This window comes from Mycobacterium farcinogenes (assembly GCF_019739075.1).
Classification (GTDB): Bacteria; Actinomycetota; Actinomycetes; order Mycobacteriales; family Mycobacteriaceae; genus Mycobacterium; species Mycobacterium senegalense.
Genome location: NZ_CP081673.1, coordinates 4233655 through 4259022 on the forward strand (window position 1 = coordinate 4233655; position 25368 = coordinate 4259022).

27 protein-coding genes are annotated in these 25368 nt (G+C 66.8%); 11 read left to right on the top strand and 16 right to left on the bottom strand.

Annotation, left to right across the window (positions count from 1 at the left end; all coding sequences use genetic code 11):
• Position 1: 1 nt before the first annotated feature.
• Genes K6L26_RS20150 through K6L26_RS20175 form a run of 6 tightly spaced genes read right to left on the bottom strand, consistent with a single transcriptional unit; the run spans position 2 to position 5949 of the window.
• Positions 2 to 1510, bottom strand: a complete 1509-nt coding sequence (locus tag K6L26_RS20150) for a flavin-containing monooxygenase (protein WP_221851310.1) — start codon at positions 1508 to 1510, stop codon at positions 2 to 4.
• A 5-nt stretch (positions 1511 to 1515) separates the two neighbouring features.
• Positions 1516 to 2220: an SDR family NAD(P)-dependent oxidoreductase gene (locus K6L26_RS20155; protein WP_245008618.1), complete on the bottom strand. Its 705-nt coding sequence runs from the start codon at positions 2218 to 2220 to the stop codon at positions 1516 to 1518.
• Between the two features lie 38 nt (positions 2221 to 2258).
• On the bottom strand, positions 2259 to 3041 hold the full coding sequence (locus tag K6L26_RS20160; RefSeq protein WP_221851312.1) for an HpcH/HpaI aldolase family protein: 783 nt from the start codon (positions 3039 to 3041) through the stop codon (positions 2259 to 2261).
• Positions 3038 to 4006, bottom strand: a complete 969-nt coding sequence (locus K6L26_RS20165) for a zinc-binding dehydrogenase (protein ID WP_221851314.1) — start codon at positions 4004 to 4006, stop codon at positions 3038 to 3040. The genes K6L26_RS20160 and K6L26_RS20165 overlap by 4 nt, the downstream gene beginning before the upstream one ends.
• A gap of 1 nt (position 4007) precedes the next feature.
• Positions 4008 to 5237, bottom strand: a complete 1230-nt coding sequence (locus K6L26_RS20170) for a cytochrome P450 (RefSeq protein ID WP_221851316.1) — start codon at positions 5235 to 5237, stop codon at positions 4008 to 4010.
• A 7-nt stretch (positions 5238 to 5244) separates the two neighbouring features.
• Positions 5245 to 5949, bottom strand: coding sequence for an NIPSNAP family protein (locus K6L26_RS20175; protein ID WP_221851318.1), 705 nt, complete (start codon positions 5947 to 5949; stop codon positions 5245 to 5247).
• 75 nt (positions 5950 to 6024) lie between these two features.
• Here K6L26_RS20175 and K6L26_RS20180 point away from each other — a divergent pair, with 75 nt between their 5' ends.
• Both K6L26_RS20180 and K6L26_RS20185 read left to right on the top strand, forming a co-directional pair.
• Positions 6025 to 6885, top strand: coding sequence for an SMP-30/gluconolactonase/LRE family protein (locus K6L26_RS20180; RefSeq protein ID WP_221851319.1), 861 nt, complete (start codon positions 6025 to 6027; stop codon positions 6883 to 6885).
• A gap of 9 nt (positions 6886 to 6894) precedes the next feature.
• On the top strand, positions 6895 to 7716 hold the full coding sequence (locus tag K6L26_RS20185; protein WP_221851321.1) for a thioesterase family protein: 822 nt from the start codon (positions 6895 to 6897) through the stop codon (positions 7714 to 7716).
• Between the two features lie 18 nt (positions 7717 to 7734).
• Here K6L26_RS20185 and K6L26_RS20190 read toward each other — a convergent pair whose 3' ends face one another.
• Positions 7735 to 7926, bottom strand: coding sequence for a ferredoxin (locus K6L26_RS20190; protein WP_036388166.1), 192 nt, complete (start codon positions 7924 to 7926; stop codon positions 7735 to 7737).
• A gap of 9 nt (positions 7927 to 7935) precedes the next feature.
• On the bottom strand, positions 7936 to 9192 hold the full coding sequence (locus K6L26_RS20195) for a cytochrome P450 (RefSeq protein WP_076213479.1): 1257 nt from the start codon (positions 9190 to 9192) through the stop codon (positions 7936 to 7938).
• Between the two features lie 88 nt (positions 9193 to 9280).
• Between K6L26_RS20195 and K6L26_RS20200 the strand changes: the two genes are divergently transcribed.
• Entirely contained in the window at positions 9281 to 9814 is a 534-nt protein-coding gene (locus tag K6L26_RS20200) for a TetR/AcrR family transcriptional regulator (RefSeq protein ID WP_047039231.1), read from the top strand.
• A 36-nt stretch (positions 9815 to 9850) separates the two neighbouring features.
• Positions 9851 to 12064 (top strand): glycoside hydrolase family 3 C-terminal domain-containing protein, encoded by a 2214-nt coding sequence (locus K6L26_RS20205; RefSeq protein WP_245008619.1) that lies wholly within the window; start codon positions 9851 to 9853, stop codon positions 12062 to 12064.
• On the opposite strand, the gene K6L26_RS20210 is transcribed toward K6L26_RS20205, so the two are convergent.
• Complete coding sequence (locus K6L26_RS20210; protein ID WP_221851323.1) at positions 12052 to 13233, bottom strand: CaiB/BaiF CoA transferase family protein; 1182 nt, start codon at positions 13231 to 13233, stop codon at positions 12052 to 12054. The two genes, K6L26_RS20205 and K6L26_RS20210, sit on opposite strands and share 13 nt — an antisense overlap.
• A gap of 56 nt (positions 13234 to 13289) precedes the next feature.
• Between K6L26_RS20210 and K6L26_RS20215 the strand changes: the two genes are divergently transcribed.
• The 4 genes from K6L26_RS20215 (at position 13290) to K6L26_RS20230 (ending at position 17129) form a co-directional block, all read left to right on the top strand.
• Positions 13290 to 14429 carry a phosphotransferase gene (locus K6L26_RS20215; RefSeq protein ID WP_019345018.1) on the top strand — a complete coding sequence of 380 codons (1140 nt, stop codon included), beginning with the start codon at positions 13290 to 13292 and terminating at the stop codon, positions 14427 to 14429.
• Positions 14430 to 14472: 43 nt separating this feature from the next.
• Positions 14473 to 15030: a TetR/AcrR family transcriptional regulator gene (locus K6L26_RS20220; RefSeq protein ID WP_019345019.1), complete on the top strand. Its 558-nt coding sequence runs from the start codon at positions 14473 to 14475 to the stop codon at positions 15028 to 15030.
• 178 nt (positions 15031 to 15208) lie between these two features.
• The gene (locus K6L26_RS20225; protein ID WP_019345020.1) at positions 15209 to 16696 is read left to right on the top strand and encodes an aldehyde dehydrogenase family protein; all 1488 of its coding nucleotides are present in this window, start codon (positions 15209 to 15211) and stop codon (positions 16694 to 16696) included.
• A gap of 19 nt (positions 16697 to 16715) precedes the next feature.
• Positions 16716 to 17129, top strand: coding sequence for a nuclear transport factor 2 family protein (locus K6L26_RS20230; protein WP_043368312.1), 414 nt, complete (start codon positions 16716 to 16718; stop codon positions 17127 to 17129).
• 82 nt (positions 17130 to 17211) lie between these two features.
• Here the strand turns inward: K6L26_RS20230 and rlmN are convergent, their stop codons facing one another.
• Together rlmN and K6L26_RS20240 are read right to left on the bottom strand one after the other, a co-directional pair.
• Positions 17212 to 18303 carry a dual-specificity RNA methyltransferase RlmN gene (rlmN, locus tag K6L26_RS20235; RefSeq protein ID WP_019345022.1) on the bottom strand — a complete coding sequence of 364 codons (1092 nt, stop codon included), beginning with the start codon at positions 18301 to 18303 and terminating at the stop codon, positions 17212 to 17214.
• Positions 18304 to 18316: 13 nt separating this feature from the next.
• Entirely contained in the window at positions 18317 to 19168 is an 852-nt protein-coding gene (locus K6L26_RS20240) for a LysR family transcriptional regulator (RefSeq protein ID WP_036388177.1), read from the bottom strand.
• A gap of 170 nt (positions 19169 to 19338) precedes the next feature.
• On the opposite strand from K6L26_RS20240, the gene K6L26_RS20245 reads away from it, so the two are divergent.
• Positions 19339 to 20289 carry a DMT family transporter gene (locus tag K6L26_RS20245; protein ID WP_076213563.1) on the top strand — a complete coding sequence of 317 codons (951 nt, stop codon included), beginning with the start codon at positions 19339 to 19341 and terminating at the stop codon, positions 20287 to 20289.
• Here K6L26_RS20245 and K6L26_RS20250 read toward each other — a convergent pair.
• The 4 genes from K6L26_RS20250 to K6L26_RS20265 form a co-directional block, all read right to left on the bottom strand.
• Entirely contained in the window at positions 20200 to 21063 is an 864-nt protein-coding gene (locus tag K6L26_RS20250; RefSeq protein ID WP_036389910.1) for a phosphatidate cytidylyltransferase, read from the bottom strand. The two genes, K6L26_RS20245 and K6L26_RS20250, sit on opposite strands and share 90 nt — an antisense overlap.
• Before the next feature lie 14 nt (positions 21064 to 21077).
• A complete protein-coding gene (gene frr / locus K6L26_RS20255) occupies positions 21078 to 21635 on the bottom strand; it encodes a ribosome recycling factor (protein WP_019347087.1) in 558 nt (185 codons plus the stop codon).
• Between the two features lie 15 nt (positions 21636 to 21650).
• Positions 21651 to 22400, bottom strand: coding sequence for a UMP kinase (gene pyrH / locus K6L26_RS20260; protein ID WP_019347088.1), 750 nt, complete (start codon positions 22398 to 22400; stop codon positions 21651 to 21653).
• Between the two features lie 146 nt (positions 22401 to 22546).
• Positions 22547 to 23239 (bottom strand): class I SAM-dependent methyltransferase, encoded by a 693-nt coding sequence (locus K6L26_RS20265; protein WP_036388180.1) that lies wholly within the window; start codon positions 23237 to 23239, stop codon positions 22547 to 22549.
• Positions 23240 to 23284: 45 nt separating this feature from the next.
• On the opposite strand from K6L26_RS20265, the gene K6L26_RS20270 reads away from it, so the two are divergent.
• Together K6L26_RS20270 and K6L26_RS20275 are read left to right on the top strand one after the other, a co-directional pair.
• Positions 23285 to 23716 (top strand): MarR family winged helix-turn-helix transcriptional regulator, encoded by a 432-nt coding sequence (locus K6L26_RS20270; protein ID WP_245008620.1) that lies wholly within the window; start codon positions 23285 to 23287, stop codon positions 23714 to 23716.
• A 62-nt stretch (positions 23717 to 23778) separates the two neighbouring features.
• Entirely contained in the window at positions 23779 to 24900 is a 1122-nt protein-coding gene (locus K6L26_RS20275) for a glycerate kinase (protein ID WP_221851327.1), read from the top strand.
• A 6-nt stretch (positions 24901 to 24906) separates the two neighbouring features.
• On the opposite strand, the gene K6L26_RS20280 is transcribed toward K6L26_RS20275, so the two are convergent.
• Complete coding sequence (locus K6L26_RS20280) at positions 24907 to 25362, bottom strand: DUF350 domain-containing protein (RefSeq protein ID WP_019347092.1); 456 nt, start codon at positions 25360 to 25362, stop codon at positions 24907 to 24909.
• Positions 25363 to 25368: the final 6 nt, after the last annotated feature.

A 25368-nucleotide genomic window follows, 5' to 3' on the forward strand; every position in this document is an offset into this window, starting at 1 on the left:
CTCAGCCGTCCGTCCGATCGGCGGCCGCGGTGACCTCGGCCGGAGAGTTGGTGGGCGGTTGGAAAGTGTAGTCGGCCGGGCGAAACCGGCGGGTCATCGACCAGAATGCGCGCGCGCTGCGGGGCCACTGGGTGACCACCCGGCCGCTGGGAGCCCGGAAGTAACTGCTGCACCGGGTCAGCCATACCGTGCCCTGCATCCACCGGTCGATGTCGGCCAGGAACGCGGCCATGGCACTCGGGCGCACCGCCACATATGACTTGCGTTTGCGGCGAAGGTGTTTCAGCGCCCGCACCACGTAGCGGGCCTGCGCCTCCAGGATGAAGATCACGCTGTTGGAGCCGACGTTGGTGTTGGGCCCGTAGAGCATGAAGAAGTTGGGGAACCCGGGCACCGCCATCCCGAGGTACGCGAATGCCCCGTCACTCCAGGTGTCGTGCAGTAACGCCCCGTTCTCGCCGGTCACCTCGATCTGTCCCAGGTAATCGGCGGCGGCATAGCCCGTCGCGCACACCACCACGTCGACGTCGAGCTCCCGGCCGTCCTCGGTGACCAACGAGCGGGCTCGCAGCGCACGCGCCGGGCTGGACACCACCTCGACGTTGGGCTTGGTGAGGGTCGCGATGAAATCCGGGGAGAACACCAGACGCTTGCAACCCAGCGGATGGTCCGGGGTGAGCCGGGCCCGCAGTTCCTCGTCGGCCACGGTGGATTCGAGGAGGTCCAGCGCCAACGCCTTGAACTGCTGGGTCTTGTCACTGCCGTTCTCGATCACGGCGATGTTGGACTCGCTGCGTAACCACAGCCGGGTGCGGTAGATCTTCTTCGCCAACGGCACATGGGCGAACAACCAGCGTTCCCGCTCGGTGTAGGGCCGGTCGGGTTTGGGCAATATCCACGTCGCCGAACGCTGCACCGAGTACACCTTCTGGGCAACCTTGGCTATTTCCGGAACCACTTGGGAGGCAGTGGATCCGGTACCGAGCACCGCCACACGCGCCCCTTCGAGCTGCACTTTGTGATCCCATTCGGCAGTGTGCATGACGGTGCCGGCGAACGGTTCCTCAGCCACCAGATCCGGTTGCAGCGGCTGGGTGAACAGTCCGATGGCCGAGACCACGAAGTCGAAGCGGTGTTGTGTTCCCGTCGCGGTGGTCAGCACCCAGTTGGTGGCCTCGGCATCCCATCGTGCGGCGATGATCTCGGTGTTCAACTGTAGGTGCGGGCCCAGCCGGTAGCGCTGCGCGCACCGCTCGAAGTACGCCAGGATCTCCGGTTGTCCGGCCCACAGCCGGCTCCAGTCGGCGTTGAGATCGAACGAGTACGAGTACAGATGCGACTTCACGTCGCACGCCAGTCCCGGATAGGTGTTGATCCGCCAGGTTCCACCGACCCCGTCCTCGCGGTCGAAGATGGTGAAATCATGAAAGCCGGCTTTTTTCAGGAAGATTCCGAGCGCCAGGCCGCCGGGCCCGGCTCCGATGATCCCCACGGTGGGCGAGCTGGACATCGGCGCTATCCGATCTTCAGAGATTGGCCGCCGTCGATCACGAGCTCCGAGCCGGTGATGAACGCCGCCTGCTCCGACAACAAGAAGGCAACCGCATCGGCCATCTCACTCGGCTTACCCAGCCGCCCCAACGTCGCCCGCTCCGCGAGCCGGGCCTGGGTGGACTGGTCCAGCATCGGCGTCTCGACAGGCCCGGGGAAGATCGCGTTGACCCGGATCCCGTCCCGGCCGAGTTCAGCGGCGGCCACCTGGGTGAGCCCGCGCAGTGCCCACTTCGACGAACCGTAGGCGGCGTGATGCGGAAACGGACGGATCGCGCCGGTGCTGCAGGTGTTCACCACCGCGGCGTTGTCCGCTCGCCGCAGAGGTCCGAGCGCTGCCTGAAGTCCCAGGAATGGACCCAGGCAGTTCACCCGCCACAAGTCCTCGAAGCCGTTCGGGGTTTCCTCAGCGATCGAGGCACTGTGCAACACACCGGCGTTGTTCACCAGAGCGTTGAGCCCGCCGAATCGGGTGACGGTGGCCGCGACTGCGGCCTGCCAGTGCTCTGACGATGTCACGTCCAGTTCCACCGCCAACACCCGCTCACCGTATTCGGTTGTCGTGGGGGTGAGTTCGTCGATCAGGCGATCCCCGGCGGTAACCCGATAACCGTCGGCCACCAGCCGGCGCACGATTGCCGCACCCTGTCCGCGGGCGGCCCCCGTCACCAACGCGACCCGGTCGCCGCTCGGCGCTGCTGCTGCGTTCAGTTGTAGCCTCCTCGTTCGGTGCCGATGGCGTTTCCTGTTGCTTCGTTGAGGTGCTCGGTGGCACCGCGGCGCAGCGCCTGCGATTCCGAGGCCAGGGTGATCATCTGAAAACCCAGTTCGGCCACGGCCTTTCCGAGCTTGCCCGCGCCGGCGTGGATTCCGGCGACCAGCCCGGCCGCACGGGCGGCGGCCTGGATCTTGCCCATCGCCGCTCGCACCTCGGGGTGGGTCCAGGCGTCGGACAGTTGGTATCCCATCGAAATGGCCAAGTCTGCCGGGCCGACGTAGATGCCGGTCAGCCCGGGCACCGCACAGATCTCGTCGGCGGCGGCCAGGCCCTGTGCCGTCTCGATCATCGCGAACACGCTCACCCGGGCCTCCAACTCGGCGGTGTCGTGCCCGAGACTCGCCCGTAGCGGTCCGAAGCTGCGCACACCGGCGGGGGCGTATCGGGTGGCCGCGACCGCAGCGGCGGCCTGCTCAGCGGATTCCACCATGGCGATGATCACCGCGTCGGCACCCGCATCGAGTACCCGGCCGATCGGCGCCGGGTCGGTCGAGGGCAGCCGCACCGCGGTGGCGATCGGCACATGCTCGAGCCGGCGTAACAGCAGGGCTACGTCGGCATCGTCGAGATAGCCGTGCTGGACGTCGAATCCGACGTAGTGGTATCCGGCCGCCGCGAACTCCTCCGGGCCCAGGATCGTCGGGCCCACCACCCAGCCGCCCCAGATCTGGGCGTTGGCGGCCACCGCCTCCTGCAGTCTGCTCGGTTTCATCGGGTGATCGCGATCTTGACGCGCTCGGGCACCGGACGGCAAGCCAGCTCGAAAGCCGCCTGCACGTCGTCGGATCCGAAAGTGTGGGTCACATATGTGGCCAGCAGGTCGGGACGCTGCCGGACGAACTCGTCAGCCCGGCGCAGCACTCGCTGACGATCCAGTGTGACACCGGATTTCAGGGTGAGGTTGTTGCGCAGCATGGTGCGCATGCTGATCGGATAGCTGTCGTCGTCGGGTACGCCGAAGTAGAACACCGTGCCACCGAAGGCGGCGGCTTCCAAGGCATGGTTGAGCGTGGCGACCTGATGCCCGACGGCCTCGATGACGACATCAGGTTTGCCGTCGGGCCCCAGGTGTCTGATCCAGCGGTCGCTGGTGGCCCGGATGGCGTCGTCGACCCCGAAGCGGGTGCTCACCGAAGACCGATCCACCGGGTCCACACCGGTAACCCGTGCAGCGCCGAAAGCCTTTGCCACATAGGAGAACAACAACCCGATTGAGCCCTGCCCGATGACCGCGACGTGACGGCCTCTCAGATCCGGCAGTTGCTCGACGGCGTACAGGACACATGCCAGCGGTTGCAGACCGACTGCCAACTCCGGGGACAGCGCCGGGTCGTAGGCCACCAGACCGGCTCCGTCGGCGATCACGCGGCCCATGAGCCCGTCGAAACCCGAGGCCCAGCCGACCACGCGCTCCCCCGGCCGGTGGTCTGGATGGCGGCTCGCCAGTACCTCGCCGACGATCTCGTGGATCGGGAAGCCGTCCATCTCCGCGGCGCAGCATCCGGTATCTGCGGGCAGTTTTCCCTGGGTACCGCGGAAGCCGGGCAGGTCACTGCCGCAGATCCCGGCCGCCAGGAAGTCCAGCAGCACCTGCCCCTCGGTCAGCGATTCCGGCGACGGCTCTGAAACCTCTTGCCGCTCAAATGTGTACGGAGCGACGAGCCGATATGACCACACGTCACACCTCCACGGGGATATTGTTCCAACCCCACTGGAAGCTCGATGGCGGCCGAGACGCCGCGGCCTCGTCGATGCGGTAATCGGGCACGCGTTTGAGGAACTCCTGGATCATGATCGTGATCTCCAGTCGGGCCACGTGAACACCGAGGCAGAAATGCTGGCCGTGACCGAACGACAACAGCCGCTCGATGCGCCGGTTCCACACGAAGTCGTCCGGGTTCTCGTACTCGCGTTCGTCCCGTGCCGCCGAGGCCAGCAGGGTGATGACGCGCTGGCCGGGGTTGATGGTGGTGCCGTGAACGGTGTAGGGCCGCCGGACAGTTCGGGCGAACCACTGCGCGGGGGCACTGTGACGGATGATCTCTTCCCGCGCGATCGGCACGTTGCCGTCGAGATCGGCACGGACGGCGGCCAATTGGTCCGGATGCCGGAGCAACTGCCACAGCCCGGTTGCGGTGATCTTCGGGACCGTTTCGGTTCCGCCGATGAACACCCCGAGCATCTGCACGGCGGCTTCCACATCCCCCAGGGCCGACCCGTCGGGCAGCCGGTGCTCGATCAGGGCGTCGGCGATCGGCACGCTGCCGTCGGGGCCTTCCGCGCGTCGCCGCTCGATGATGGGGGTGAGGTAGGACAGGTAGCCGGGACGCGCATTGCCGACCTCGACCCCTTCGCCCGGTTGGGCGAGGCTGCCCGCGTTGACGGTGGCCAGCACCTCTGGCGCGAGATCCACTGGTAATCCGACGAACTCACAGACCATGGCGGCGGCGACGATGCCGCCGTAGTCCTGGGTCAGGTCGAACGCGCCGCGCGGCAGCAACTCATCGAGACGCTCGTTGGCCAGCGCCCTGATCCGCTCGGCCAATTTGGCCGCCGATCGCGGTCGGAACTGCGCCGACGTGCACCGCCTGACGTCCTCGTAGATCGGCGAGTCGAAGTTGGCGTGAAAGGGCATGGGATGCAGCGGCGGATCCGGCACCGGGCCGTCGTTGCGGTGCGCCAGCACGTTCGCGGCGGGCAGCGTCCCCTCGGAGGCCACGAAGGTGCCGTCGTTGACTCCGAGCATGTCCCAGATGTCGTCGAAGCGGGACAACGCGTAGGTGTCCCACTTGTCGATGTAGTACACCGGGTACTCGTCGCGCAAGATCCGGTAGTACGGCAACGGGTCGGCCATCACGTCCGGATCGAACGGGTCGTAGATGAAGTCCTGCAGTACAGGTCGATTCATGGCAGGCCTACTTCAGCGGCGAGGGCGGCAGGGCCGCAAGGATCGAATCCTCCCAGCCGTCGCGCAGCGCGGGGGCCACGCTCATCCAGGTGACGATCTCGGCGGGCGGGTTGCCCTTCCACGACGGGTAGTGGTTCTCGAAACAGTCCCAGTCGTCGTCGAGCGCCCAGTAATGGATCACCTCGTTGAACCGGAAGGTGGTGATGAATGAGCCCAACCATCGCTTGCCCGTGCTTTCCGACCACGGCACGTACAGCCGCTCAAGTTCCCGGATGTAGTCGTCCTGGCGCCCGGGCTTGGTCTGCATGATCTCCTGAATCACCAGGCCCGCACCGAAGTTCGCCTCCTGAAGCTGCGCGAGTGTGCGGTTGTACTTGCCGGCGTACATGATTCGGCCCTCGCCGCTGGCCCCGAGCTCGGACAGATATGCCGCCCACTGCAGTGCGGGCTTCTCGTGGCTGCCGCCGGCCGCCTGCGCCTTGCCGATTCGGGCGTAGTCGGCGAACGCGTCGATCTCCCAGATGATCGTCACCTGCGGCCAGTGCCCGTTGTAAGGCGTGGTTTCCCAGATGGCGAACAGCCGGGCGCCCAGATCCTCCATCATCGGCCGGTAGATCTCCCCGAAGGGGCCGGTGAATTGGTCGGTCCGGCCCGACCCAAGGTCGATGGTCTCGTGCAAATACAGCAGCGTGTGGCCGTAGAACTTCTTCATCTAGGGCGCTCCGTAGTTGACAGTGGCACCATGGGAGCGTGACACTTAGGACGTGTTTTGTAAAGGTGCGTGGAGATGACGACAGGAACCGACCAGACCGGGACAACCGAACTGGCACATGGTTTCTGTTTCGGCGAGGGGCCCCGGTGGTTCGAAGGCCTGCTGTGGTTTTCCGACATGCTGGGTGAAGCCGTCCACACGGTCACCTTGTCAGGTGCCATGACGACACTGCCGCTGCCCGGTCACTCGCCGTCCGGATTGGGTTTTCGGCCCGACGGCACCCTGCTGATCGTCTCCACCCAGTGCCGGCAGGTGCTGCGCTACGACGGCGACAGCGTCGAACTGCTGGCCGATCTGAGCGACCTGGCGCCCGCACCCCTCGGCGACCTGGTGGTCGACGAGCACGGCAGGGCATACGTCGGCTCCCAGGCCCGTACCGACGGCGTGATCGTGCGCATCGACCCCGATGACCAGGTCACTCTCGTCGCCGAACATCTGGACTTCCCCAACGGCATGGTGATCACCCCGGACGGCACCACCCTGATCGTCGCGGAGTCCACCGCCAGAAGGCTGAGTGCGTTCACCATCGATGACGACGGCGGCCTCACCGACCGGCGGCTGTTCGCCGAGGGGCTCGACGGCCCGCCGGACGGCCTCGCGATCGACGCCGAGGGCGGGGTGTGGGCGGCCCTGACCCTGGCTCAGGAGTTCCAGCGGTTCGGTCCCGACGGCTCGTCGGTCACCCACCGCGTCGATACCGACGGCCGCACCGCGATCGCGTGCGCCCTGGGCGGTGTCGAGGGGCGCACCCTGTTCATGGTCACCACCACCGACGCCTATCCAGAACGGCTCGTCGGCACCAAACTGTCGCGGGTCGACGCGTTGATGGTCGAAACGCCGGCGCCTGGCGACCACGACACCCATCATCACCACTGAACGGTAGATATGTCTGACTCTTACTACGAGCTGATCGACGAGAACGACCCGATCGGTGCGAAGTTTCGCGCCACCGATATGGCCCGCGGGACCTGGTCGGCGTCCATCCAGCACGGCGCCCCGGTATCCGCGTTGCTGGTGCGGGCATTGGAACGGTGCGAGCACCGTGCCGACACTCGGTTGAGCCGGGTGGCCATCGATCTGATGGGCGGGGTGCCCTCCGAAGGTGATCTGTGGGTACATGCGCAATTGGAACGGCCGGGCAAGCAGATCGAGTTGGTCGGCGCCGAGATGCTGGCGCCCGGACCCGATGGTGCGCCCCGGGTCGTGGCGCGGGCCAGCGGTTGGCGGATGCTACGACTGGACACCACCGCGGTGGCACATACCGGCGTCGAGCCGTTACCACCACTGGAGCAGGCCCGTAGCCGCGACATGGCCAAGAACTGGGAACCCAACTACGTGCACAGCGTGGACTGGCGCTGGCTGACCGTGCCGCAGGCGCCGGGCCCCGGCGAGTCCTGGCTCAAGCCGACAGTCGACCTGGTCAAGGGCGAGGCGATGACACCGTTGCAGCGGTTGTTCGCGGTCGCCGACGACGCCAACGGCATCGGCTCCAAAATCGACATCCGCAAGTGGACGTTCCTCAACACCGATCTGGTGGTGCACATCCACCGGGTGCCCGACGGGGAATGGATCGGTATCCGCGCCGACACGAACTACGGCCCCGACGGTATCGGCGCGACGGTAGGCACGCTGTTCGATCAGAACGGCGCGGTCGGCGCGATCCAGCAGTCGGTGCTGGTGCGACCGCGCCCGCCCAAGCGTTCCTAGCGCGAAGCGGTTGTACCTTCAGCCCCGCATCCGCAAGGCGGAAGCCGGGCATTGAGTCACGGCCTGCTGCAACCGTTCCCGGTCACTCTCCGGATGATCCTCACCGTGGATGTGCACCCAGCCCTCGTTGAAAACCTCGAACACGTCCTCGGCGATCGACTCGCAGATGCCGTGCCCGGTGCACTTGCCCAGATCGACTTCGACGCGCATGGCCGCGACCTACGCGAGGTGTGCGGGCACGCGCTTGATGCCGTGCACGAAGCTGCTGTACAGCAGTTCGGGCTCACCGAATTCCACGGTCTTCAGCCGCGTCAGCAACTCCCGGAACAGGTGTCGCAGTTCGGTTTTGGCCAGCTGGTTGCCCAGACAGAAGTGCGGACCGCCGCCGCCGAACCCGATCTGCGGGTTCGGCGAGCGGCTCAGGTCGAAACGCTGGGGATCGGTGAACACCGACTCGTCGCGGTTGGCCGAACAGTAGAACAGCCCGACCTTGTCGCCCGCACTGATCTGCTGGCCGGCCAGCTCGACGTCCTCGGTGGCGTGCCGCGCGAACTGGATCACCGGAGTGGCCCACCGCACGAACTCTTCGGTGGCCAGGCCGATCCGGTTGTCGAAATCCTCCAGCAGCCAATCTTTTTGATCCGGATTGGCCGCCAGGGCCATCATCGCGTGGGTGGTGGTCTGCTTGGTGGTGTCATTGCCCGCCGACGCCAGCAGGATCAGGAATGCCCCGATCTCCTCGTCGGTGAGCCGGTGCCCGTCCACCTCCGCGTTGACGATGCTGGTCATCAGGTCGTCACCAGGATTGGCCCGCCGGAACTTGGCCAGCTCCACCCCGGTGTTCGAGATCAACATGATCTCGTTGATCGTGGCCATGGCCCGTTCTTCGAGCGACGAGTACTCGTCATCACTCATGCTGAACAACTTCTCGGCGGCCTTGGCCAGCGCCGGCTGATCGGCGGCCGGCACACCGAGCATGTCGGAGATGGTGCGCATCGGCAGCTGCGCCGAACAGGCCTCGACGAAGTCGACGTCTCCGACGCCGATCAGGTCGTCCACGATGGCGACGGCGTTGCGGTGAATCTGCTCTTCGATCTTGCGCACATTGCGCGGGGTGAACGCCGAGCTGATCAGGCGCCGGTACGTGGTGTGCTGGGGCGGATCCATCATGAGGAAGAAAGTGGCGAACTTCTGCACGTCGGCCGGCATCGGATCAAGCGCCACCCCCTGTGTCGAGGTGAACAGCTCGGGATGCTGACTGACGAACTGGATGTCGGCGCGGCGGGTAATCGCCCAGAAGCCGGGCTCTTCCACGTCGAACAGTGTCGACAGCGGTTGATGCCAGCTCAGGCCGTCACCGGCCCGCAACCGCGCGAAGGTCTCGTCACGCTCGGCGAAGGGCCGGCTCCAGAAATCGTGCGACGTGATGTCGAACGGGCTGTATTCGCGTGCCTGCGGTGAGCTGGCAACTGTCACGGTGTTCCCTCCCTGCGCGGGCGTCCGACAACGATGTCGCGCCACGAATTAGCGTGACAGTTCGGCGATAGTTTGTAAAGCTGTGGGCATGGCGGAAATATCGTCCATCGATGACGACAGCACCACCCGCGGACGGATCCTGGCCGCCACCGCCGAAGTACTCGGGGCCAACGGGATGACCAAGCTCAGCCTGTCCCAGGTCGCCCTGCAGGCCGGGGTGTCCCGGCCCACGCTCTACCGCTGGTTCGCCTCCAAACAAGAGCTTCTCGACGCATTCGTGGTGTGGGAGCGCAAGTATTACGAACGCGCCGTCGCCCAAGCCGCGGCCGATCTCCCGGAGGACGAACACCTCGATGCCGCGCTGCGTACCGTCGTCCAGTACCAGCAGTCCTACCCCGGACTGCGCATGGTCGACATCGAACCCGAACATGTCATCAAGCGCCTCACTCAGGTGATTCCGTTGATGCGAGAACGCCTGCAACGACTGACATCCGGGCCCGACGCCGACATCGCCGCGGCGACCGCCGTGCGAGTGGCGGTCTGCCACTACTTGGTGCGCGGCGACGACGCCGACGATTTCCTCGCGCAGCTACGCCATGCCGCCCGGGTGAAACCGCGTTGACCTGCACCTGGCGCATCCGACGCTACCCTGGGCTCGGTGACCGACTCAGCTGATCCCATCGCCGGGCTCGACCTGACCGAACAGGCCGCGCTGGGCAGCGGCGCCAGTTTCTGGGCCACCAAGGCGGTCGGTCCTGTGCCCGCGATCGTGCTGACCGACGGACCGCACGGGGTGCGCAGGCAAACCGGCAGTGCCGCAGACCATCTGGGCCTGTCCGGCAGTGAACCGGCTACGTGCTTTCCGCCCGCGGTGGGCCTCAGCCAGACGTGGGATCCCGAGTTGGTCGAGCGCGTCGGCCAGGCGCTGGGCCGGGAAAGCCGTGCCCTCGGCGTCCATGTGCTGCTCGGCCCGGGCGTCAACATCAAGCGTGACCCGCGGTGCGGGCGAAACTTCGAGTACTACTCGGAGGATCCGTTGCTCTCGGGAAAACTGGGTGCGGCATGGGTGCGCGGAGTGCAGAGCCGCGGTGTCGGCGCATCGCTCAAGCATTTCGCGGTGAACAACGCCGAGCACGATCGGATGCGGGCCAGTTCCGACGTCGACCCCCGCACGTTGCGTGAGATCTATCTGCGAACGTTCGAGATCGTGGTGCGCCAAGCCCGGCCCTGGACGGTGATGTGTTCCTACAACCGGATCAACGGGGTGTACGCCTCCGAGAATCCCTGGTTGCTGACGACGGTCCTGCGCGACGAATGGGGTTTCGACGGCGTCGTGGTCAGCGACTGGGGTGCGGTGGCAGACCGGGTAGCCGCGGTGGCCGCGGGCCTGGATCTTCAGATGCCGACGACGGGAGGGCTCTCCGACGCCGAGCTGGTGTACGCGGTCGAGGCCGGGAGGTTGGCCCCCGGGGTGGTGGCGCGCGCCGCGGGCCGGGTCGCAGAGCTGACCCGCCGGGTCACCCAATCTGCATCCGCCACTTCGTCATTCGATATCGCAGCCCATCACGAGCTGGCGCGCGAGGCGGCGCGGCGGGCCATCGTGCTGTTGAAGAACGACGGAGATCTGCTGCCGCTGACGCCGTCGGCACTGGCAGTCATCGGCAGCTTCGCCGTGGAACCCAGATACCAAGGTGGCGGCAGCTCTCACGTGAATCCGACCCACCTCGACGTGCCACTCGACGAGATCCGCAGGCTGTCCGGCGATCACCCGGTCACCTACTCTTCCGGAACCGATGTCGCCGCTGCGGTGGCTGCCGCCGAATCTGCCGAAGCCGCAATCGTGTTCCTCGGCCTCACCGACGAAGATGAATCCGAGGGCTATGACCGCGAGCACATCGACCTGCCGGCCGCACAACTCGACCTGCTGCGCGCCGTGGTCGAGGCACAGCCCCGCACTGTCGCCGTGCTGTCCCACGGCGGCGTGGTGCGCCTCGATGCGGTCGCCGGCCTTGCCCCCGCCGTCCTGGATGGGGCACTGCTGGGGCAGGCCGGGGGTGGGGCCCTGGCCGACGTGCTGTTCGGTGTCGTCAGCCCGTCGGGCCGGCTGGCCGAGACGGTGCCGCTGCGGCTGCAGGACTCTCCGGCGTACCTCAACTTTCCGTCCGAGTCGGGCCATACCGTCTACGGCGAGCGGATGTTCGTCGGCTACCGTTGGTACGACGCCCGGGACATACCGGTGGCGTTCCCGTTCGGCCATGGCCTGTCCTACACCCGATTCGATTACTCCGACCTCGATGTCAACATCACCGACGAGGGACTGGCGGTGACGCTGACGGTCGCCAACACCGGTAGCCGGCCGGGCCGCGAGGTGGTGCAGATTTACGTGGGGCTACCCGCGTCTTCCGTCGGGCGACCCGTCCGGTGGCTGGCCGGATTCGCCGCGGTCACACTGGAGCCGGCGGAGCGCGGGACGGTCGAGATCCCCGTCAGCCGAGACGATCTCGCATATTGGAGCACTGACGCCGGGCGTTGGGTTGTTGAGACGGGCGACTACGTGGTGTGGGTCGGTGCGTCGAGCCGGGACCTGCGGTTGAGCGCGACCGTGTCGGTGCCCGGCGACGAGCCGATGCAACCGTTCACCCGCGATTCCACCCTGGGCGAGCTTCTTGCCGATCCGGTAGCGGCACAGACGATCGCGGCGGTGCTGAGCAGCGCGTCGCCTTTCGAGACAGGCGATTCCGCACTCGGCACCGATCTGCTGCGAATGCTGGGCTCGGTGCCGATCGGGCGGATGGTGGCGTTCTCGGCGGGCCGGGTCACCGGCGAGCAGCTCGACGAGCTGCTCGCGCGCATCAACGCTCAGCGCTGCTGACCGCGGCGCAGCTCAGCCAGGATTTCGTCGGTGTGCGCCCCGAGCGCCGGCGCGACCGTCCGCGGCTGCCACGGGGTGGCCGAGAAATCGGCCGGGCTGGCCACCATCGGCACTGTCGAAATCCCGTCGGGCACTTCGACGATGCCACCCGCGGCGTGGAACTGCTCATCGGCGATCACGTCGTCGAGACCGTTGATCGGCGACCAGAAGAAATCGGGTTCTGCGTCGAACAATTGAGCCCAGTGCTCCATCGGATGGCCGGCGAAAATGTCGTCCAGCTCAGCGATCAGCTTGCGGGCGTTGACATATCGATCCCGCGCTGTGGCGTAGCACGGATCGGTCATCCAGCCTTCGCGGCCCACGACCCGGCACAGCGCGGGCCAGTGCCGGTCGCCTTGCAGCCCGACGATCCAGAAGCGTTTCCCGTCGCCTGTCATGTAGTTGTTCATACACGGGTTGGCCATCGTCTCCCGCTGACCGATCGCGACGTGCTGCCCGCTCATCAGCACGGTGTTGAGGTCGAAACTGACGGTGTATGCACCCTGGCGGTAGAGGGAGGTGCTCACCAATTGACCTGTCCCGGTGCGATTCCTGGCCAGCAGAGCGGCGCACACAGCGGCGGCCAGTGTCATCCCGGCGGAGTGGTCCCCCATCCCGCCGCGCTGAAACGGCGGGGTGTCTCCCGGGCGGGTGAGCAGATCTGCCACCCCGGCGCGGGCCCAGAACGCGGCGACGTCGTATGCCGCGCGGTCTGCCTCCGGCCCCCTCAGCCCGTAACCGGTGATCAGGCCGTACACCAGGCGCGGATTGCGGGCGGCGACGGTCTCGAAGTCCAGTTCCAGCCGCCGCAGCGCCGCGGGCCGCACGTTGGTGAGGAAAACATCTGCGGTGGAAAGTAATTCGCTCGCGGTATGGCGCCCGTCGGTGGTACCGAGGTCCAGCACGATACTGCGCTTGGAGCGATTGTCCATCTCGAAGGGCGGGTTGGCCGCCACCCCGAGGTCGGGCTCCAACCCGAGCATCCGGCCGAAGGTTCTCGCCGGATCGCCCGAGGGCGGTTCGATCTTGATCACGTCGGCTCCCCAGTCGGCCAGGAGTGCACCGGCCGCCGGTGCGGCGACCCACACACCCAACTCGACGACCCGAAAACCCTCCAGCGGACCCGCCATGTCGCTCCCTTCCCGAAACCGCTTTACAACCAAGCACAAATTTGTAAACTTGGCCAATGCTCACACCGGCCCGCCGCCTCATCCCTGCCGCCGGCCTGGCGGCGCACATCGGGCATGGCGTGCAACGTATCGCAACCGACGCGGTCATCGGCCGCATGCGCTCACTGCCCCGCCGGGTGGCCGACCTCGACGCGGCGTACCTGTCCGGCCTGACCGGACGCGAGGTCGAGTCGGTGTCGGTCGTGGGCGGCGATGCAGGCACGTCCTCGCGCGCACGGCTGGCACTGTCCGGCGCCGAGGTGCCGGAATCGGTCTTCGTCAAGATGCCTGCCGAAACGGCGGCCACCCGCATGATGGGCGAATTGGGCCGGCTGGGACACACCGAGGTTCGCTTCTACCAACAGCTGGCCGCCGGCCTGCCCGGCGTCCCCCATGCCTACGGCGCGGCGTTCGACGCCCTCACCGGACGGTACGTGCTGGTGCTGGAGGATCTCACCCTGAGCCCGTGCGAGTTCACCGACACCCTGCACCCGCTGGACAAGGACCGCGCCGCGTTGACGGTCGAGCTGCTGGCCCGAGTGCATGCGGCGTTCTGGGGCAAGCTGCCGTCCAACAGCGGCGACGGACCGCTGGGCTGGCTGTACTCGGCATCGGGCGACCACACGTCGTTGATGACCGGCTCGCTGCTCAAATTGTCCACCAAGCGACTCGCCGAGAGCACCGACATTCCTGTCGCGGAGGGGCGGTTCATCGACGAGAATTACCGGGCGGCCGCGCAGCTACTGGACCGCCCGCCGCACACCGTGATGCACGGTGATGCACATCCGGGCAACCTGTTCTTCCGCAACGGCGAGGCGGGCCTGCTCGACTGGCAGGCCGTGCGCCGCGGGCATCCGGGCCGTGAACTGGCGTATACCCTGGTCACCTGCATGACTACCACCGACCGCCAGGCCGCCGAGCGAGAGCTGCTCGACGAGTACCGTCGCGCGCTGGCCGCGGCCGGCGGTCCGCGACTTGATCATGACGAGTTGTGGGAGCGCTACCGTCTCGGCGCGGTGTATGCGTATGCCGCACCCGTCATCACCGCCGGGCTGGGTGGCATGCAGGACGAAGGCATCGCGATGGAAGGCGCGCGACGCGGTGTGGCAGCTTTGGCCGACCTGGAGACTGTGGCAATACTCAAGAAGTTGCTGTGATGGTCCTACCATTTGGTGAACCACGATCAACCAAGGCCTGGACGTGAATGAACCTGTACCCGCGCAGCGGGACGCATCAGTCGAAGACACCTCGACGCGCCATCGGATCCTGGTCGCGACCGCCGAGGTACTGGCCCGAAGCGGTCAGACCAAGCTCAGCCTGTCCGAGGTGGCGCTGCAGGCCGGGGTCTCCCGGCCCACGCTGTACCGCTGGTTCGCCGACAAACAGGAACTCCTCGACGCGTTCGGCACCTACGAACGCGAGATGTTCGACCACGGCATCAGTCGCGCGACGGTCGGCCTTCGCGGCACCGAGAAGCTGGACGCGGCACTGCGTTTCATCGTGCAGTATCAGCAGTCCTATTCGGGGGTCCGGCTGGTCGACATCGAGCCCGAGGTCGTGATCGCCCAGCTGGCCAATGTCATACCGCTGATGCGGGCACGGCTGCTCAAACTCCTGTCGGGCGCCAACGCCCCGGTCAAGGCCGCCACCGCGATCCGGGTCGCGGTCTCGCACTACATCGTGCGCAGCGATGACGGCGATCAGTTCCTGGCCCAGCTGCGCCACGCCGTCGGCATCAAACAGCCCGACGCGAACTGATCGCTTTCGAGCACGAAGCTTCTCGGCACGCCTCCTTCCGTCACGCTGGGGTGACGCTCGGTGCCGACCGCCACGCTGGCGTGACAATCGGTACTCTACGATCGCAGAGACTTGTCGCGCGGTCAATCCTTTCCCCAAAGGGGTGACACGACACGCAATTTTTGTAAAGCTGTCTGCTATGACTCAGGTGCAGAGCGACACCGGCGTGCTCGCCGGTGACGAGCGGATGCTCATCGACGGTGAACTCCAATACACCGGCAGCGGCGCAAAATTCGACGTCATCCACCCCGCCAGCGAACAGGTGGCCGGCCAGGCGACCGACGGCACGGTCGCTGACATGGAACGTGCGGTCGGTGCGGCGCGGCGCGCGTTCGACGAGACCGACTGGAGCCGCGACGTCGACTTCCGCTACCACTGCCTGATGCAGCTGCACGACGCCCTGGAGGCCGAGAAGGAGCGGCTGCGCCGGGTGCTGGTCACCGAGGTCGGCTGCCCGGTCACGGTCACGGGCTCGCAGATCGAGGACCCGATCGGCGAGGTCAAGCACTGGGCCGAGCACGGACGCGACTTCGACTACGTCGTGGACAACGGCGTACACCAAACCCAGCTGGGGCCGGCACACCGCAAGATCGCCTACGAGCCCATCGGAGTGGTCGGTGCCATCACTCCGTGGAACGTGCCGTTCTACCTCAACATCGCCGAGACCGTGCCGGCCCTGATGGCCGGCAACACCGTGGTGCTCAAACCCGCGCAGCTCACGCCATGGTCGGGCACCGAGCTGGGCCGTATCGTGGCCGAGCACACCGACATCCCGGCCGGCGTGTTCAACGTCGTGGTCGGAGGCGCCAACGAGGTCGGTGCCGCGCTGTCGGCCGATCCGCGGGTCGACATGATCACCTTCACCGGGTCCACCGCCACGGGGCGCGCGATCCTGGCCGCCGGCGCGGCGACGGTCAAGAAGACCTTGCTGGAGCTGGGCGGCAAGTCGGCCCACATCGTGCTCGACGACGCCGACTTCAACTCCGCCCTGCCCATCGCGGCGATGATGGCCTGCGTCATGAGCGGGCAGTCCTGCATCCTGCCCAGCCGCATCCTGCTGCCCCGCAGCCGCTACGACGAAGGCATCGAACTGCTCAAAGGCGCGATGGAGAACTTCCCGGTCGGCGACCCGTGGACCCCGGGCATCATGCAGGGCCCGCAGATCAGCTCGACCCAGCGCGAGAAGGTGCTCGGGCTCATCCGATCCGGTCTCGATTCCGGCGCCCGGCTGGTCACCGGCGGTGGTGTGCCGGAGAACCTTCCGACGGGCTACTACACCCAACCCACCCTGCTCGCCGACGTCGACCCGAATTCCCAGGTGGCCCAGGAAGAGATCTTCGGGCCGGTGCTGACCGTCACCCCGTATGACTCCGATGACGAAGCGGTCGCCATCGCCAACAACTCCATTTACGGCCTGTCCGGCGAGGTCTCGTCTTCAGACGTGGACCGGGCGTTCGCCATCGCCCGGCGCATCCGGACCGGCAACGTCACCATCAACAGCCGCAGCCACTTCGGCATCAACAGCCCGTTCGGCGGCTCGAAGCAGAGCGGCCTGGGCCGCCGCAACGGCGAGGAGGGCTTCAAGGAGTACTTCGAGCCCAAGACCATTGGCATGCCCGAACAGTGAGCGAAGCTTGCGAGCAACCATGGACCTGAGTGCGCATTCCGCAATATCGGCCCTGCTGTACCGGTACGCCCGAGCCGTCGACTCCAAGGACTGGGAGCTGTACCGGTCGGTGTTCACCGAAGACGCCCGTATCGACTACTCGTCGGCGGGCGCCGTGGTGGGCACGCGCGATGACGTCGTCGAGTGGTTCGCCGCCAACTTCGGGGTGATCCCGTGGAGCATGCACTACATCACCAACATCGAGATCCTGGAAAGCGACGCCGAAACCGCAACCGTGCGGGCGATGTTCTACAACCCGATGCAATTGCCCGGTATGCCGGAGATGAGTGCATGCGGCGGCTATTACCACCACGAACTGGTACGCACGGCCGACGGCTGGCGCAGCCGGAGCCTGCGTGAGGAGAACGTCTGGTTCAGCAATCCACCCGGGTGAACCCGACGACCACATTGACTTTGAATCCAGGCAGACGCGCACTCGAGCTTTTGCAGCCTCAGTTCAAAGTCAATGGGGAGACTCAGCCCTCGGCAGCCAACTGCCCGCAGGCCGCGGCGATCTCACGTCCCCGAGTATCACGCACGGTGCACGAAACTCCCTTGGCCTGAACCCGCTTGACGAACTCCCGCTCGACGGGCTTGGGGCTGGCGTCCCACTTGCTGCCCGGAGTGGGGTTGAGCGGAATGAGGTTGACGTGCACCAGCTGACCCAGCTTGGCATGCAGCTTCTTGCCCAAAAGGTCTGCGCGCCAAGGCTGGTCATTGACATCGCGGATCAGCGCGTACTCCACGGACACTCGCCGGCCGGTGACGTCGGCGTAATACCTCGCGGCGTCGAGCACCTCGTCGACCTTCCACCGGTTGTTCACCGGCACCAGGGTGTCGCGGAGTTCGTCGTCGGGGGTGTGCAATGACAACGCCAGCGTCACACCCAGTTTCTCGTCGGCGAGTTTGCGGATGGCCGGGGCCAGCCCCACGGTCGACACCGTGACCGAACGAGCGCTGATGCCGAAACCGTTCGGCGGCGGGGCGATGATCCGCTTGACGGCGGCGAGGACCCGGTTGTAGTTGGCCAGCGGCTCGCCCATGCCCATGAAGACGATGTTCGACAGCCGGCCATCGTGCTCCAAGCGCATGGCCGACGAGGCCGCCCGCACCTGCTCGAGAATCTCGGCGGTAGACAGGTTGCGCTTGAGGCCGCCCTGACCCGTCGCACAGAACGGGCAGGCCATGCCGCAGCCGGCCTGCGAGGAGATACAGACGGTGTTGCGCTGCGGGTACCGCATCAGCACCGACTCGAAGGTCGTGCCGTCGCCCGCGCGCCACAGCGTCTTGCGGGTCTCCCCCGCGTCGCACTGGATCTGCTTGACCGGGTCGATCAGCGTCGGGAACAGCGCCTCGGCCACCTGGTCACGTACGGCGGCCGGCAGATCAGTCATCTGTTTCGGGTCGGCGATCAGCCGACCGTAGTACTGGTTGGCCAGCTGCTTGGCCCGGAACTTCGGCAACCCCAGCTCGGTGACGGCCGCGGCACGGCCGTCCTCATCGAGGTCGGCAAGGTGACGCGGCGGCATCCCGCGCCGCGGTGCTTCGAAAACCAATTCCTGCTTCATGTCATGTCCAGTATCAGGCTTGTCCGGCGAGAACATCGTGCACAGTGCGCTCGACGGTGTCGAGGACATCGGTATCGACCCCGGCGCGGCCACGGACGAACACCGACGCGCGGGTGGCCGGAGGCAGCCCCTCGGCCAGACACAGCCCGTCGGGCAAACGACCGATCATCGGCAGCAGCGCCACACCCAGGCCGGATCGCACCGCCGCGAACAGGCCGGACAGGTCCGCGGATTCGGCGGCGATGCGATACGCGGTCCCGCGCCGGTCGAGTGCGGCGAACGTGGGTTCGCGCAGTGTGCACGGTTCGGAGAACATCACCACCGGTAACGGCTGGTTCGGCTGCGCAGCGAAGCCGCGGCCCGAAACCCATTTCAGCGCAAGGGTTCCGGAGGCATGGGCGGGATCCATTCCCGAACCGTCGAGCATCACGGCGAGATCGACCAGGCCGTGCTCGAGGGCGTCGGCGAGCGTGACGTTGCGGTCGAGACGAAAGCGCAGCCGCCAGTTGGGCAACCGCTCGCCCAGCGCAGCGGTGAGCGCGGGCAACATCACGTCGGCGCCGTGCTCGGTGGCACCGATCAGCAGGACCCGCTCCTCGGCCGCACCGAGGTCGGTCAGGGCCGCGTCGTGTGCGGCGAGGATGCCCCGGGCGTGGCCGAGCACGCGATGCCCCAGCTCGGTGAAGGCGACACCGCGGCCGGACCGTTCGACGACGGGACCGCCGACCACTGCCTCGATGCGCCGCACGTGCTGGCTGACGGCGGACTGAGTCATGTGCAACACCGCGGCGGCGCGGTGAAACCCGCCACAGTCCGCCACCGCAACCAGGCTGCGCAGCGGCGCGATATCGAGCACCTGACCCATGCGGCCAACGTACTCCGATCAGCACATACGATCAAAACTCTGCCGTAATCCGTTGGTTTCCGGGGTTACTCCACTCAATTGATTAGCACCAACGATCGGTTGTGATTGCCGATATTCGTTGGACCGCGCACGCGGCCCTCGCCCACGATGGGGCCATGGCGACCACTGCGATGCCGGCGCGCACGGCGGCGACCGTGACGTTCTTCTACGCCCTTGGTTATCCGATCGGGAACCTGGCGGTGCACGCCCTGTCCCCGATGGCGGTGTTGGCCGTGCGCTTCGGGCTGGCCGGCCTGGCTCTGGGTACCTGGGCCGGGTTGGCGCGAGTCGGTTTTCCCACCGGCCGCAGGCTGTTCCACGTCGCCGTCGCGGGCCTGCTGATGCAGGCCGTGCAGTTCTGTGCGCTCTATCTGGCGATTCAACGCGGCGCCCCGGCCGTGCTGTGCGCGGTGGTGATTGCGATGAACCCGGTTGCCACCGCACTGCTGGCGGCGACCTTCCTGCGGGACCGGTTGACGCCGCGCCGGGTGATCGCACTGCTGCTCGGGGTCGCCGCCGTGCTGGCCGCGTGCGCGACGCGACTGGTCGCCTCCGGTGGGGTCGACCCCGCGGTCGGGCTGCTGCTGGTGGCGCTGCTCGGCCTGGCCGCCGGAGGGGTCTACCAGCAGCGGTTCTGCTCCGATGTCGACTTCCGCGCCTCGACGTCCGTCCAGAACGCCGTCGCGTTCGTGCCCGCCTTGGCGCTTACCCTCACCACACCGGTCGAGGTGCATGACGCGACCAAAGCGGCGCTGGCCGTGGCGGGTGTGGTGCTGCTCAACGCCATCCTCGGGGTGTCGCTGTACGTGCGGGCCATCAATCTGCACGGCGCCTCGTCGGTGGCGATGCTGTTCTGTGTGATTCCGGCGGTCGCCGGAGTGCTGTCCTGGTTCATGCTCGGCGAGCGGATGAACGTCGGCATCGCCGCCGGACTGGTGCTCGGCGCAGTGGCGTGCTGGCTGAACGCGTCGGGCACGCGCAGCAGCCGTGGCTTACGCCAGCAGCGTCAGCACGATCCAGCCGACGACGGCCGACGGCAGCATCGCGTCGATGCGGTCCATGATCCCGCCGTGGCCGGGTAGCAACGTGCCCATGTCCTTGATCCCGAGATCGCGTTTGATCTGCGACTCGACCAGGTCGCCGAGGACGCCGGTGATGACCAGCAGCAAACCCAGCGGGACGCCCACCCAGGCCGGCTTGTCCAGCAGGAATGCCACCGACACGACGGCGGCGGCGATACCGAACACCAGCGAGCCGCCGAGCCCCTCCCACGATTTCTTGGGGCTGATCGCCGGTGCCAGCAGGTGCTTGCCGAACAGGACGCCGGCGACGTAACCACCGATGTCGGCGAAGACGACGGTCACGATGATGGTGAAGACCCGGGCGCCGCCGTGGTCGGCGAAGATCAGCAGCGCGGTGAAGGCCGCGAACAGCGGTACCCACGTCGCGAGCAGGACCGTGGCGGCGATGTCACGCAGATAGTTGACGGGCTGGCGGTCCAGTCCTTGGCCGACCAGACGCCACACCATGCACACGACGATCGTCCCGCCGTAGGCACCCAAGAGACCGACGGCTCCGTACGGCCAGGTCAGCCAGATCATCGCCTGACCGCCGACCAGCAGTGGGACGGTCGGCAACTCATATCCGTGTTCGCGCAGCCGCCGGATCACCTCATGGGTGGCGATGGCGATGGCGACCGCGAGCAACGGCAGCCACCACAGCGGCGCGAACAGGAGGGTTCCGATCGCCATGGCGCCGAGGACGACGCCGACAGCGATCGCGGCCGGAAGATTACGGCCGGCCCGGGACTGCTTCTTGTGCGGTTCTGGAACCGGTGTGTCTGTCACGGAAGGTATTTGCTGATCGGCCACTAGACCTCCAGCAGTTCGCCTTCCTTGTGCTTGACCAGCTCATCGATCTGGCTGGTGTAAGTGTGGGTGGACTTGTCGAGGTCCTTCTCGGCGCGCCCGACCTCGTCCTCGCCGGCTTCGCCGTCCTTCTTGATCCGGCTGAGCTCTTCCATCGCCTTGCGGCGAATGTTGCGCACCGAAACCTTGGCGTCCTCGCCCTTGGATTTGGCCTGCTTGACCAGATCGCGGCGACGTTCCTCGGTCAGCTGCGGAATGGAGATCCGGATGATGCTGCCGTCGTTGGTCGGATTGACCCCGAGGTCGGAGTTGCGGATCGCATCCTCGATCGGCTTGAGCTGTGCGGCCTCGTACGGCTTGATGACGACGAGGCGCGCCTCCGGAACATTGATGCTCGCCATCTGCGTGATCGGCGTCATCGCCCCGTAATAGTCGATGTTGATACGGGAGAACATGCCCGGGTTGGCCCGTCCGGTGCGGATGGTGGCCAGATCGTCACGCGCCACACTTACGGCTTTTTCCATCTTCTCTTCGGCGTCGAAGAGAGTTTCGTCGATCACGTCGGCTTCTCCAGTTCAGGTGGTGACCAGTGTTCCGATCTTCTCACCCGCCACCGCGCGGGCGATATTGCCTTCGGTGAGCAGGTTGAAGACCAGCATCGGCATCCGGTTGTCCATGCACAAACTGAAGGCGGTGGCATCGGCGACCCGCAGGCCGCGATCGATGACCTCGCGATGGCTGACCTCGGTGAGCAACTCGGCGTCGGGAACCTCGCGCGGGTCGGCGGTGTAGACCCCGTCGACCGCTTTGGCCATCAGCACCACGTCGGCCCCGATTTCGAGGGCGCGCTGCGCGGCGGTGGTGTCGGTGGAGAAGTACGGAAGGCCCATGCCGGCACCGAAGATGACGACGCGCCCCTTCTCGAGGTGCCGCACGGCCCGCAACGGGATGTAAGGCTCGGCGACCTGGCCCATGGTGATGGCGGTCTGCACGCGAGTGTCGATGCCCTCTTTCTGCAGGAAGTCCTGCAGCGCAAGGCTGTTCATCACGGTGCCGAGCATGCCCATGTAGTCGCTGCGCGTGCGTTCCATGCCGCGCTGCTGCAGTTGTGCGCCGCGGAAGAAGTTGCCGCCGCCGATCACGACCGCGACCTGTACGCCGCTACGCACCACTGCGGCGATCTGACGGGCTACCTGATGAACGACGTCGGGGTCGAGGCCGACCTCACCACCACCGAACATCTCTCCGCCAAGCTTCAGCAGAACCCTCTTGTAGAAGGGACGGATGGGTGCTGCGCCCTCGCCGGTGGTATTCGGATCCGCCATGGGTCTCCTCGGCACTCCTCGCATGTAGAGAGCCACCCGGGTTACCCCTGGACGGCCTTCTCCATCCTGCCCTATGGCGGGCAGCACACCTAGTGGGGGGAGCCTTCGCAGACCTAGTGTCGCCGGCGGGCGCAGCTACCCGGCTACTACCCCAGGTGCGCCTGAAGCAGCCAGGCCGCGACCGATTTGCGGCCGTTGCCCTCGTCCCGGATGTCAGTCCCGGCGAAATCGGCGAAGTTGGCGAACTCGGGCGGCACCTGGGCGTGGATCCGGGCCGGGCGGACGTCGTCGATCACCCAGTACTTGCCGACGACCTCACGCAATTCGTCCTCACTGACGGGGTTGGCGGGTCCGGTGTCGCCCATCGTGTTCTTGTCGAACACCAGCACGAAGTAGGAGGCACCGGGCGCGGCGGCACGCACGATCGATTGCTGGTAACCCTCCCGCAGTTCGACGGGCATCGAGTGAAACAGCGTCGAATCGATGATCGTCCCGAAGCGGCCGTCGTAGCCGGTGAACGCGCTGATGTCGGCAACTTCGAACGTGGCGTTGGTCAGGCCCCGTTTGGCAGCCTCGGCTCGGGCCATGTCGATGGCGGTGGCCGACTGGTCCAGCCCGACGGTGGTGAATCCCCGTGCCGCCAGGTCCAGCGCGGTTGCCGCCTCGCCACAGCCGGCGTCGAGCACCTCGCCGTGGACCTTGCCTTCGGCGATCAGCGCCGCGATCTCGGGCTGCGGTTCGCCGATGCTCCACGGCGGGCGGACGCCCGCAAAATCGGGAGCCTCGCCGCGGTAGGCCGATTCGAACATTGCGTCTGACATCTCGCTTGGTGTGGTCATGCGTCCGGTATATCAACCTGGTTGATATGTGTCAATATGCTTGATATGAACTCCGACATGCGGGGCGTCCTGGAAGACCAGCCTCTCGGATACCTCATGTATCGCGTGGTCGCGGTGCTGCAGCCCAAGGTCGCCGCGCGGTTGCAGCCACTCGGACTCACGCTGCCGGAATTCGTCTGCCTGCGAGTGCTGTCCATGGCCCCCGGCCAGTCCAATGCGGAGCTCGCCCGGCACACGAACGTCTCACCGCAGGCGATGAACAACGTGCTGCGCGGCCTACAAGACCGCGGCGCGGTGCGCAGGCCCGCCACCGTGAATTCGGGCCGGGCACTGCCGGCCGAGCTGACCGCAGAGGGAGCCGGACTGCTCAAACGCGCCGAAGCCGCCGTACTCGCCGCCGAAGACGAGGTACTCGACCGCCTCGACACCGAGCAGCGACGCGAACTCAAGCGACTCCTGGCCCACGCGGTGATCTGAGCGGTATTCGCCCGCCGCACACGCCGCGCCGAGCGGCCGCAGAGTCGGTAAGTTCCAGACGGATGAAGATCGTTCTGGCCCCGGATTCGTTCAAGGAGTCGATGACCGCATCGCAGGCGGTGGCGGCGATGCGCGAGGGCGTCCGGTCGGTACTACCCGACGCCGAGTGCGTCGGCGTACCGATGGCCGACGGCGGCGAAGGCACGGTGGACGCCGTCGTCGACGCGCTCGGCGGCGAGCGCATCACCGTTGAGGTCAGCGATCCACTGGGGCGGCCTGCCCGTGCCACCTACGGCTACGTCGCCGCGCGCAGTCTGGCCGTGATCGAGATGGCCAGCGCGTCGGGCCTGGAGCTGGTGGCTCCATCCGACCGGGATATCCTGCGGGCCAGCACATTCGGGGTCGGACAGCTCATCGTCTCGGCACTGGATCGCGGCGCGACCGAACTGCTGATCGGTATCGGCGGATCGGCGACCAATGACGGCGGGGCCGGCATGCTCACCGCCCTCGGGGTGGCCTTCAGCGACGCCGACGGCGCTCCCCTGCCACCCGGTGGGGCCGCGCTCGCCCGGTTGCACCGCATCGACACCTCGGGCCTGGACCGCCGATTGGCCGGCATGCACGTCCAGATCGCCTCCGACGTCACCGCACCACTGCTCGGAACCGGCGGCGCCAGCGCGGTTTTCGGCCCTCAGAAGGGGGCCACTGCCGACCATGTCGAGATGCTCGAAGCCGCGCTGACCCGGTTGGTGGAGGTGACCGCCACTGCGCTCGGCCACGCGCGGCCCGACCGACCGGGGGCAGGCGCCGCCGGCGGCCTGGGCTTCGGCCTGATGGAATTCCTGGCCGCCGACTGCGATCCCGGTGTCGAGGTGATCGCGCAGACCGTCGGACTGGAGCAGGCGCTCACCGGCGCGGACTGGGTGTTCACCGGCGAGGGCAGCGTCGATGCCCAGACTCTGTTGGGCAAGACCCCGTTCGGTGTCGCCCAGGCAGCCGCGCGCACCGGTTCCCGGGTGGCGATTTTCGCCGGCCGGGTGGCGGCCGACGCCGACGTGCTGCTGGCCAACGGAGTGGCGAAGCTGGTCGCCATCACCGAGCCGGGCACCCCGCTGGATCAGGCCCTGCGCGACGGCCCCGCCGCGCTGACCCGCGCGGCCGCCGCAGTGTGCCGGTCCCTGTAGCGCCGGCTACAGGATCGCCGCCGCGACGATCAGCCCGAACGCCAGGTAGGACGCCGTCACGACCAGGACCTGGGGCGTGAACCGCTCGGAGGCCAGCACCATGCCGATGTCGATGCCCTTGATCGCACCGATGAGCCGGACGGAAAACGCCTGGGCCGCAATGCCCAAGAGCCCGAACACCAGCGTCATGACGAGACCCTGGATGAGGTCGCCCGACGATGAGTAGATGGCGAGAACAATGATGAAAGCCATCGACACCACGCCGGAGGCCGCCACCGCGGCAGCGTTGGGCCGGCCGGCCCGCACCAGGGTCCGCAATGGCCCGGGTGTGGTCCAGTCGATCACGTAGAAACCCAGGACCATCAGTGCCACACCGACGATCGTGTACAACACGATCGCCGAGACGCCGTGGCCGAGAACCGACCAGTAATCGGAGTCGAGCGCAACCAGCGTGGTTGTCATAGGTTA

Coding starts and splice junctions, on each gene's coding strand:
- K6L26_RS20225 (WP_019345020.1), top strand. CDS start 15,209: ATGACTCAGGTGCAGAGCGACACCGGCGTGCTCGCCGGTGACGAGCGG.
- K6L26_RS20190 (WP_036388166.1), bottom strand. CDS start 7,926: ATGCGCGTCGAAGTCGATCTGGGCAAGTGCACCGGGCACGGCATCTGC.
- K6L26_RS20265 (WP_036388180.1), bottom strand. CDS start 23,239: ATGACCACACCAAGCGAGATGTCAGACGCAATGTTCGAATCGGCCTAC.
- K6L26_RS20230 (WP_043368312.1), top strand. CDS start 16,716: ATGGACCTGAGTGCGCATTCCGCAATATCGGCCCTGCTGTACCGGTAC.
- K6L26_RS20270 (WP_245008620.1), top strand. CDS start 23,285: ATGAACTCCGACATGCGGGGCGTCCTGGAAGACCAGCCTCTCGGATAC.
- K6L26_RS20280 (WP_019347092.1), bottom strand. CDS start 25,362: ATGACAACCACGCTGGTTGCGCTCGACTCCGATTACTGGTCGGTTCTC.
- K6L26_RS20185 (WP_221851321.1), top strand. CDS start 6,895: ATGTCTGACTCTTACTACGAGCTGATCGACGAGAACGACCCGATCGGT.
- K6L26_RS20215 (WP_019345018.1), top strand. CDS start 13,290: ATGCTCACACCGGCCCGCCGCCTCATCCCTGCCGCCGGCCTGGCGGCG.
- K6L26_RS20275 (WP_221851327.1), top strand. CDS start 23,779: ATGAAGATCGTTCTGGCCCCGGATTCGTTCAAGGAGTCGATGACCGCA.
- K6L26_RS20200 (WP_047039231.1), top strand. CDS start 9,281: ATGGCGGAAATATCGTCCATCGATGACGACAGCACCACCCGCGGACGG.
- pyrH (WP_019347088.1), bottom strand. CDS start 22,400: ATGGCGGATCCGAATACCACCGGCGAGGGCGCAGCACCCATCCGTCCC.
- K6L26_RS20180 (WP_221851319.1), top strand. CDS start 6,025: ATGACGACAGGAACCGACCAGACCGGGACAACCGAACTGGCACATGGT.
- rlmN (WP_019345022.1), bottom strand. CDS start 18,303: ATGAAGCAGGAATTGGTTTTCGAAGCACCGCGGCGCGGGATGCCGCCG.
- K6L26_RS20160 (WP_221851312.1), bottom strand. CDS start 3,041: ATGAAACCGAGCAGACTGCAGGAGGCGGTGGCCGCCAACGCCCAGATC.
- K6L26_RS20175 (WP_221851318.1), bottom strand. CDS start 5,949: ATGAAGAAGTTCTACGGCCACACGCTGCTGTATTTGCACGAGACCATC.
- K6L26_RS20150 (WP_221851310.1), bottom strand. CDS start 1,510: ATGTCCAGCTCGCCCACCGTGGGGATCATCGGAGCCGGGCCCGGCGGC.
- K6L26_RS20210 (WP_221851323.1), bottom strand. CDS start 13,233: ATGGCGGGTCCGCTGGAGGGTTTTCGGGTCGTCGAGTTGGGTGTGTGG.
- K6L26_RS20170 (WP_221851316.1), bottom strand. CDS start 5,237: ATGAATCGACCTGTACTGCAGGACTTCATCTACGACCCGTTCGATCCG.
- K6L26_RS20240 (WP_036388177.1), bottom strand. CDS start 19,168: ATGGGTCAGGTGCTCGATATCGCGCCGCTGCGCAGCCTGGTTGCGGTG.
- K6L26_RS20245 (WP_076213563.1), top strand. CDS start 19,339: ATGCCGGCGCGCACGGCGGCGACCGTGACGTTCTTCTACGCCCTTGGT.